The sequence below is a fragment of the Coleofasciculaceae cyanobacterium genome, from assembly GCA_036703275.1.
GTDB lineage: Bacteria > Cyanobacteriota > Cyanobacteriia > Cyanobacteriales > Xenococcaceae > Waterburya.
This window is the reverse complement of the sequence record DATNPK010000060.1, coordinates 97514-106396: the sequence shown is the minus strand read 5'-3', so window position 1 is coordinate 106396 and position 8883 is coordinate 97514. Positions and strand designations below refer to the sequence as shown.

Here is an 8883-nt window from a genome sequence, read left to right as displayed (position 1 = left end):
CGCCAAACCAACCGATATAGATTCGGTTGTTGGTGCTAGTAATCCACTGACAGAAGTTCTCCCATGCTCCGCGGGTTTCGCGTTGCTGTAAAGTAGTTGTCATCTGTTTTATGATTGCGTTTTATTTATTTGTCTAGGTTCTTTTGAACTGACACTTAACAATATAAAGTATTTCTTGAGTTATGTAAACAATTTTAATAAAATATCATCTTAGATAAAATATAAGCAATGTTTATCTTTAATCTATGAACTCTGTAATTACTTACAGTCCAGCCTATACGATAGTTCCTACTTATGAATGTTTCAATCGATGTAGCTATTGCAACTTTCGGGTTGAGCCTAATACGGAAACTAAGTTATCTCAATCAGACGTTGTAGATAAATTGACAAAACTAGATAAAAACTTGGTTAGCGAAATTTTAGTTCTGAGCGGAGAAGTTCATCCTTCCTCGGTAAAGCGAATGGAATGGTTTACAAAAATATATAAGATTTGTGAATTATCATTATCTTTGGGTTTTTTGCCTCATACAAATGTTGGTCCTTTGAGTTGGCAAGAAATGAAGCAGCTCAAGCAAGTTAATGTTTCTATGGGATTGATGCTGGAACAGCTAGATTCAAAATTTATGAATACAGTGCATAAATATGCCCCTAGCAAAAAACCCAAATTACGCCTACAGCAGCTGGAGTGGGCAGGAAAGCTGAAAATTCCTTTTACAACAGGATTACTTTTAGGAATTGGCGAAACGAAAACAGATATCCAAGAATCGATATTAGCGATCGCCAAAATTCAAAGAAAATGGGGCCATATTCAAGAGATAATTTTGCAACCACACAGTGTTGGTAGCCAGCAACAATTAGACATTTCCAGCTTCGATCCTAATCAGTTACCAGAAATTATTGCTCTAACCAAAAAAATACTTCTTGATGAGATACCAATTCAAATTCCACCAAACTTAGTGCCTGAACCTAATTTTTTACTAGAATGTTTGAATGCAGGGGCAACGGATTTAGGAGGAATTAGCCCCATAGATGAAGTTAATCCAGATTATCCTCATCCGACTTATGAATCTCTATCCAAAATATTGCAGCCTGCGGGGTGGAGTTTAAAACCGAGACTTCCTGTGTATCCTAAATATTATTCTTGGTTGTCTTCCAGCTTGCAAAAAGCAGTTATGGCAAGAAAAAAGACTTTAATTTTTAAAAATAGAGATTTTCTTAAAAAAGTTATGCTATGATAATCATTCCTGGAAAAAACTGATTTACACGCAGGCTTTCAGGGGTCGCTAGCTCAACGGTAGAGTACTCGGCTTTTAACCGATTGGTTCTGGGTTCGAATCCCAGGCGACCCATATTTTGCACATATTTTATATATCTAACAATTAGATTAATTGTTGTGTGACTTGGCTCTCAAGTTTCCCAACTTATGTAGCAAGACTATGGCTTCTAATGAATTATTGGGCGTTGCACAATTAAAGTGCCATCAAAGTTATTTGGAATTGGTTAATTGTCGGTAAAATGAATTACATCTTCTTCTACGCGACTTTACTCTAGGCGATCGCCTTTTTAAGCAATTTGATTACAAAATCTCGAAAGCAAACTGTGATTCCTGAGAAACAGATCAATTTATACGATGTTGTATAATTATTTAAAAAAAGCACGAATTACTCATTTTGTTGCAAAGACTAGCAATTGGAGGTTACAACCATGAAAAGTCTATAAATGAGAAGCCTAATTATCTATTGTGCAAGCTATTAATTCAACTGTTAAGATTTTATTGTTAGACAATAATTAGATTGATAGCAGGCAAATTGATCGTCTTTTAAGCAAAGTTAAATCTCAAACGTTTCAATTAACTAAATTTCAAGATTTCATCAACATCTCAAATTTCTTACAGCAACATCACCCCGATCTGATCTTCTTTATTTTTAATTAAGCTGAAAGCAGTAACTTAAATACTTTATTAGAAGTTCAGGAGATTAATACTCAAGATATTCCTCTAATATTAATCTCTGCTCAGGCAAACTTTGACCTCAAATCCCTGCCAGTTAACGTGGATGACTATTTAACATGGTCAGAGATGTCTACCACGTTACTAGAAAAAACAATTTTGTTGGCTCTAAAACAGCATCAATATATCAAAGAGGCAAAACACATAGCGCAACAAGTACGTTTACAGATTAAGGTTTTAAAAATTGCTCATATTAATTCTTCCCTAGATCTTTACGTAACACTTTCGTTTTGGGTGTCGTGCTGTATTCCCAATTCTAATTTGAGTTTTGATGTGTTGGTAGCAGCAGCAGATCGAGGTTTGTATCAAGCAAAAGAAATGGGACGCAACCGAGTTGTAGAATATGAGATTAAGCCAGAATAACTAAATCATGCCCACTGGATATACTCTTCCTGTTTTCGCCTGTGCTAGTGCGATCGCCGCTTTACGCCACCTTAAGCAACAACTCGATCAAAATCAGGTTACTGTAAATTTGATTAAACCGCCTCAGCAGGTAAATATTGATATCGAACAGGTAGCTAAAATTGATCGCCATTCAGCGATCGCTATAACTCGTAGCGATCCAGGAGATCATTTAGATTTAACTCGCAATACTCCTATCTGGGCAAAAGTAAGTTTGACAGATTCTGCTGCCAATCAGATTACTATCGAGGGAGGAGAAGGTATAGGTAAGCAGCAAGGCGATCGAGATCGCTCAGCAATTTATAGTTATGCTCAAGAATTAATTAAAGCAAACCTAATTACTTTGCTTCATCCTCAAGAAAATATTGTTGTAACTATTATTTTGCCTGAAGGAGCGAGATTAGCCAAACGAACTTCTAATGAAGCTTTTGGTGTGGTCGAAGGACTTTCGCTGTTGGGTACAACAGGCATTGTTCAGCCTTTAGCTGCACCAAGCCAGCTTGAGGCTTTTCAAGCACAGATTAAAGCTAAAGCAGCTTTATATGATTCTTTAGCTTTCTGCATTGGAGAAAATGGAATCGATCTGGCACAAAAATCGGGTATAGAGCCTGACAGAATTATCAAAACTGCTAACTGGCTTGGATCGATGCTGGTTACCGCAGCAGCAGCAGAAGTTAAATCAATCTTGCTATTTGGTTATCATGGCAAATTAATTAAGCTAGCGGGAGGTATTTTTCATACTCACAATCATCTCGCCGATGGCAGAATGGAAATTATGACTGCTTATTGCGCCCAGCTTGGGTTGTCAACATCACAACTTCGAGAGATATTTAACTGCTCTACTACTGAATCTGCTTTAGCTCTGTTACGGGAAATTGATTTGACCTACCAAAATAATTTCAGTTTGGTCGATCTAGTTTATCAACAGCTAGCCCAGGCGATCGACTCAAAATGTCAAGACTATATTTATAAGTATACCGAGCAAAAACTTTGTGTCGGGTCAGTATTATTTGATCGTAGTAGAAAGGTAATCAAAAAAAGCGAAAATGCTCTTCTTTTACTATCTGAATTATGCTAGGGTATTTAGCATATTTAAAACGTTTTTGCTTCGCATAGTTTATCCCCAAGAAATCTTAACTCGCAAAATCCAAGGTGGGTATCAAAAGCCCCAACATCTTCACACTTTGTTACATAATTATTTACATAGACTTTCTAGAGTATAGTGACTATTCAGACAGAATCAATCTCCCCAAGTAGCGACACTTTGGCTCCTAAGTCTCTGGTTGACAACGCTAACCGTCAAAAGATTATCATTATCGATTTTGGTTCTCAGTACTCTGAGTTAATTGCTCGTCGAATTCGAGAAACTCAGGTATATTCCGAAGTACTATCTTATAGGACTTCGGCCGAAAAGCTACGAGAAATTAATCCTCATGGAATTATTCTTTCTGGTGGTCCTAGTTCGGTATATGACGCTCACGCTCCTAAGTGCGATCCCGAAATTTGGAATTTGGGTATTCCAGTCCTCGGCGTATGCTACGGAATGCAACTTATGGTAAAGCAGCTTGGAGGAACAGTTGAAAAGGTCAAGCTAGGCGAATACGGTAAGGCACAACTATTTATCGAAGATCCGACAGATTTATTGACCAATGTCGAACACGGGTCAACTATGTGGATGAGCCATGGTGATTCTTGTACCAATCTACCTGAAGGATTTTCAGTGTTGTCCTATACTAAAAATACCTCCTGCGCTGCAATTTCTAATCCAGAAAAGAAACTATTTGGAGTACAGTTTCACCCAGAAGTAGTCCATTCTGAGGGCGGGATTGCCTTAATTCGCAACTTTGTCTATCATATCTGCGAATGCGAACCTACCTGGACAACAGAAGCTTTTGTCGAAGAGTCGATTCGTGATATTAAAGCAAAAGTAGGAGATAAAAGGGTTTTACTGGCTCTTTCTGGGGGGGTAGATTCTTCTACTTTAGCTTTTCTGCTACATCGGGCTATTGGCGACCAGTTAACCTGTATGTTTATTGACCAGGGGTTCATGCGTAAAGGTGAACCAGAAAGACTGGTGGAGATTTTTAAAAATAAGTTTCATATTCCTGTAGAGTACGTAATGGCGCGCGATCGCTTTTTGCGGCAAGTAGAAGGAGTCAACGATCCCGAACTCAAACGTCGTCGCATTGGACATGAATTTATTCAGGTTTTTGAAGAAGAGTCGAAAAAGTTAGGACCGTTTGACTATCTGGCGCAGGGGACTCTGTACCCAGACGTGATTGAGTCAGCAGACAGCAACGTCGATCCTAAAACGGGAGAAAGAGTGGCGGTCAAGATCAAAAGTCATCATAACGTGGGTGGCTTACCAAAAGATTTACGGTTTAAACTGGTTGAACCTCTACGTAAGCTGTTCAAAGATGAGGTACGTAATGTTGCCCGTGCCATCGGGCTACCCGAAGAAATTGTGCGTCGCCATCCTTTTCCTGGTCCTGGTTTAGCGATAAGAATTGTCGGAGATGTAACTGCCGAAAGGTTAAATATTCTGCGGGATGCTGACTTTATTGTGCGCGATGAAATTAGTAAACAGGATGTATACCACGACTATTGGCAGGCTTTTGCGGTACTGTTACCAATTCGCAGCGTCGGTGTGATGGGCGATAAGCGCACTTATGCTTATCCGATAGTTCTTCGTTTTATTACTAGTGAAGATGGCATGACCGCAGATTGGGCTAGAGTACCTTACGATATGTTAGAAACTATTTCTAACCGAATTGTTAATGAGGTTAAAGGAGTCAATCGCGTAGTTTATGACATTACTTCTAAACCCCCTGGAACAATTGAGTGGGAATAAAGCGAGGTCACAAGTTATAAGGTTGTTTAGTAGTAAGTCTACTCGTGTAGGATTGAGATAGTAAGTAGTAAATAACCAGTTAGTTATTATCTTCCCTGCCTTTGCTGCTCAAAATCAGTCTTCAGATGACCACTTAATCTTGTTGATGCCGTAGAAGCGTTGCCAGAATTCATCTCTTGCCCAAGTAGGTAGTATTGTGTTCATGACAAAGATCGGGGTTTTTTCTCTTGCCTTAGCGGTTTTTTCGGCACTTCACCCTAACAAATTTAGTTGTTCATCGATAGCTTCGATATTAAAAAGCAAGCCCCGCCTTCTGCGATCATAATCTTCCGCTTTTCAAAATCTAACCAAATACAGTGTTGGCAGTACCCGTAATAATTATTATGGCGATTTGTCGCCAGTTCTTTAATTCACCTACTTTTTCAGCTAGGTCAGGAATTTTATCAATAACTTTTTGTTGCCCATCAAGTCTTGATTTAATAACCGCTACCTCAGTTTTTAATTCAGATACATCTTTCTTCAAGTCTTTAACATCAGACTTAATTTGTAATAGTATTTCTTTTAATTCTTGTTCGGTGTTTGTAGCCATTTTTTTTATGAGATAGAGCGCAAAGGTTTAGGGGGTAATCGCTTTATATATTTCACAATTTTTTTGAGAGTCCAAATTAGAATAATAACTAGATGTATAATTTAAGGTCTTATAATTTTGTTTTTGCGTATACAAATTGCTTTTTACATACTTGCTGCTTTCATCAATTCTAATTTCTGGTTCTCCTGCAACAACATTTTTTGTTGAGAAAAATAAAATAAATACTGTTAAAAATAAATTTTCGATTTTCATTTTAATAACCTGTTCAACATTATTAAAATGACCTATTTATTCATTTGATAAAAGCGCTCGCGCCCGCGCTTTTGCTGTGGATTTAATCTTCTTTGTTTTTATCTTCTAATTTGCTCAATCTTGCATATATATCTTTCAAGGACATTTGAACGTCTAGCACATCTCCAGCTTGACTAATTGAATAACCCATTAATTGTTGTATTTCTTCTGACTGTTTGATTTGACTTTGCTGTAGTTCTTTTGGAACTCGAAGCATTCCCTCAATAGTTGCTGGTATCCCTTCTGGTGTCATTACTACTTACTACAAACCTTGTCTTTACGGAGAGGGGGGGATTCGAACCCCCGTTAAGTTTGACCTTAAAATAGTTTTCGAGACTACCGCATTCAACCACTCTGCCACCTCTCCACTGGTAGCATTAAGCCACAGGGTTTATTTTACTGAGATTTGAGTAAAAATGGCGAATAAGTTTATTAAAAATTGTTGTTTTAATAAAATTCTTTCTTTTTGCTAGCGAATCCATCACGGGGAGTCCAGCGAATTACGCCCTCTTGGGCTGTATTATGCAATTCAATCTGCTTTTGGCGTAATTGTTGTCCAGTCTTGAAATCTATTTGATTCGCCGAGGCGATCGCGATTCGAGGCTGCAATAATTCTAACCACGCCGATGCTATATTATCTGACCAGATTAAGATTGGATGTTGAAGTTCAAGATTGTGTTGTCCGATGTATTGTTTAATCTCTTGTTTTAAGCGCTCGTTGTCAGTTCCAGAGGTTTTTCCGATGAGCAACCAAGTATGGTCTGCAATTTGTAAGTTAATCAGGGCAAGTGGTCGATCTATTGATAAACGGCTAGATTTGCTGATGATTTCACGTTTGCCAAAAGTTTCTATTTTCAACGATAAAGGAAGAATCTTCTCCATCGCACCCACAAAATATTTAATTTTTGCTCGTTTATGTATTTCAATCCATTCTGTTGCTGTATTTGAACTGTCATCAAGGGCGATCGCATAATCAATGTGATTGATTCCCTGTTGTGCCAAAAAGGGTAAGACGGTATATTTAGCCTCGTTGTCTTTACCACTATTAATTAAAATTACTTGTCCTCGATCCTGAATAACAACTATCTGTGATTGTCGCGCAGCTAAAACCGTCACCTGAAGCTGATTGTAATTATATATAACTGGTATAACAATCAAACTAACTGTGAAAAGCAATACTAACCACCAGCGTTTTCTCCACCAGTTGTTTAACCGGACTAAGATTAGTAATCCATAAATGGTTAATAGTACGCCTAGAGAAATCTGTCCGATCGCCCAAGCACTTCCTGGTAGATTAGTAAAAAATTTAGTAATGGCAATTAGTAACAGCGTAGGATAAAGCAATAGCCAGGCGATCGCGCTACCCAACGCAGGAATAATCAAAGCCGCGATCGCGCTAATCATTCCTCCCAAACTAATTACCGTAATTAATGGTGTACAAACAATATTAACCACAAGGCTATAGGTAGCTAAGGTATTAAACTCATAACACAGTAATGGCAATACCCAAACAGAAGCAGCTAAAGGGACAGCAACTAAAGTAGTAATAGTAGGAGGAAGCCAATTTAATTTGGTCTGTAATCCTGGTAAGGTAACGATTAAACCCAAAGTTGCTAAAAAACTAAGTTGAAAACCAAGGTCGCTAATTAATAAAGGATTAAAGAGCAAAATGATCGTTGCTACCAGCAAAAGCGAACCCAAAGGCTTAATTTTCGTATCCCTAGCCAAAGCGAATAATACCGCAATCCCCATCAAACAAGCCCGCAACACCGAAGCTTGAATACCTGTTAAGCCCAAATAGATAGCTAAAGTGCTGATTCCCACGACTAACCGAGGTTTGGCAGCAAAGCGCTCGGTCAGCTTTAAAATAATTCCCAGTAAAAGAGATACATGAAAGCCTGATGCAGCCAATACATGAGCTAATCCAGCCTCAATAAAGCGATCGCGAAGATCATTAGGTAGATCAACAGCCTTTCGCCCCAAAACCATAGAGCTAACTAACTGTCCTACTGGGCTTCCTAACCCCCGCAATTGACTTCGCACGATACGCTGACGCAGTTTCCACCAACCCCATACGGGTTCAGCTTGAGGATCGAAAGTTGCTTCAATACCCTGCATCCCGGCAAATATTCCCTGACGAGCCAAATATTGTTGGAAATCAAATCCACCAGCATTAATAGCTGCTTGGGGTAAATAGAGCATCCCCTTTACTTTTAACTGTTGTCCAGGATGGATCCCCGTTCCCTTTAATAGAGGCAAAGTAAGATAAAGCTTGCCAGAAACTGGTTCTCGGTCGTTAATTTCAGTAGCCTGTAGCCAAACTTTAAGACAGGCGCGATCGTTCAATCTAGGTTCAGTTAAAACTTTTCCTGTCACTGTGACTAACTTACTATCGGATGCGGCTATTTGATAGCTAAGATCATTACTATTTGGCTGAGGAATGCGTAACTGAAAATACAGTATCGCCAAGATAGCAACTATAGCTGCGCCTATCCAAATGTTATTTTTGAACGATTTTCCTAAGGCGATCGCGCTAATTAAGGCTAACCCGATTAATCCTGCTGCTAGGATACACAATTGCTGTAAGGTAAAGCCAGAGGTGGAAAAAGCCACCAAATTAGTCGATATTAAACCAATAATATATGCCAAACAGAGAATGATCCAATCGGTGCGAGTCATGGAATAGCATCAAAACAATGCATTCTAGTAAAACACACCACTCAGATTTTTGCCTCAGCATCA

Annotated in this window: 8 protein-coding genes and 2 tRNA genes; 5 read left to right on the top strand and 5 right to left on the bottom strand. The window is 38.7% G+C overall.

Annotated features, from left to right (window positions below; translation table 11 throughout):
• Positions 1-245 precede the first annotated feature (245 nt).
• The 5 genes from cofG (at position 246) to guaA (ending at position 5261) form a co-directional block, all read left to right on the top strand.
• The gene (gene cofG, locus V6C71_10965; GenBank protein ID HEY9768997.1) at positions 246-1235 is read left to right on the top strand and encodes a 7,8-didemethyl-8-hydroxy-5-deazariboflavin synthase subunit CofG; all 990 of its coding nucleotides are present in this window, start codon (positions 246-248) and stop codon (positions 1233-1235) included.
• Between the two features lie 42 nt (positions 1236-1277).
• Positions 1278-1349, top strand: a tRNA-Lys gene (locus V6C71_10960).
• Between the two features lie 728 nt (positions 1350-2077).
• Positions 2078-2371 carry a diguanylate cyclase gene (locus V6C71_10955; protein HEY9768996.1) on the top strand — a complete coding sequence of 98 codons (294 nt, stop codon included), beginning with the start codon at positions 2078-2080 and terminating at the stop codon, positions 2369-2371.
• Positions 2372-2378: 7 nt separating this feature from the next.
• Positions 2379-3488: a cobalt-precorrin-5B (C(1))-methyltransferase CbiD gene (cbiD, locus tag V6C71_10950; GenBank protein HEY9768995.1), complete on the top strand. Its 1110-nt coding sequence runs from the start codon at positions 2379-2381 to the stop codon at positions 3486-3488.
• A gap of 144 nt (positions 3489-3632) precedes the next feature.
• Positions 3633-5261, top strand: a complete 1629-nt coding sequence (guaA, locus tag V6C71_10945; protein HEY9768994.1) for a glutamine-hydrolyzing GMP synthase — start codon at positions 3633-3635, stop codon at positions 5259-5261.
• 343 nt (positions 5262-5604) lie between these two features.
• On the opposite strand, the gene V6C71_10940 is transcribed toward guaA, so the two are convergent.
• The 5 genes from V6C71_10940 to V6C71_10920 all read right to left on the bottom strand — a co-directional run bounded on the left by V6C71_10940 (position 5605) and on the right by V6C71_10920 (position 8820).
• Positions 5605-5850, bottom strand: coding sequence for a hypothetical protein (locus V6C71_10940; protein ID HEY9768993.1), 246 nt, complete (start codon positions 5848-5850; stop codon positions 5605-5607).
• A gap of 27 nt (positions 5851-5877) precedes the next feature.
• Positions 5878-6102, bottom strand: a complete 225-nt coding sequence (locus V6C71_10935) for a hypothetical protein (GenBank protein ID HEY9768992.1) — start codon at positions 6100-6102, stop codon at positions 5878-5880.
• A gap of 82 nt (positions 6103-6184) precedes the next feature.
• Positions 6185-6394 (bottom strand): hypothetical protein, encoded by a 210-nt coding sequence (locus V6C71_10930; GenBank protein ID HEY9768991.1) that lies wholly within the window; start codon positions 6392-6394, stop codon positions 6185-6187.
• A 27-nt stretch (positions 6395-6421) separates the two neighbouring features.
• Positions 6422-6508: transfer RNA gene (locus tag V6C71_10925), tRNA-Ser, on the bottom strand.
• A gap of 80 nt (positions 6509-6588) precedes the next feature.
• The gene (locus V6C71_10920) at positions 6589-8820 is read right to left on the bottom strand and encodes a ComEC/Rec2 family competence protein (GenBank protein ID HEY9768990.1); all 2232 of its coding nucleotides are present in this window, start codon (positions 8818-8820) and stop codon (positions 6589-6591) included.
• Positions 8821-8883 lie beyond the last annotated feature (63 nt).

Coding starts and splice junctions, on each gene's coding strand:
- cbiD (HEY9768995.1), top strand. CDS start 2,379: ATGCCCACTGGATATACTCTTCCTGTTTTCGCCTGTGCTAGTGCGATC.
- V6C71_10920 (HEY9768990.1), bottom strand. CDS start 8,820: ATGACTCGCACCGATTGGATCATTCTCTGTTTGGCATATATTATTGGT.
- cofG (HEY9768997.1), top strand. CDS start 246: ATGAACTCTGTAATTACTTACAGTCCAGCCTATACGATAGTTCCTACT.
- V6C71_10935 (HEY9768992.1), bottom strand. CDS start 6,102: ATGAAAATCGAAAATTTATTTTTAACAGTATTTATTTTATTTTTCTCA.
- V6C71_10930 (HEY9768991.1), bottom strand. CDS start 6,394: ATGACACCAGAAGGGATACCAGCAACTATTGAGGGAATGCTTCGAGTT.
- V6C71_10955 (HEY9768996.1), top strand. CDS start 2,078: ATGTCTACCACGTTACTAGAAAAAACAATTTTGTTGGCTCTAAAACAG.
- V6C71_10940 (HEY9768993.1), bottom strand. CDS start 5,850: ATGGCTACAAACACCGAACAAGAATTAAAAGAAATACTATTACAAATT.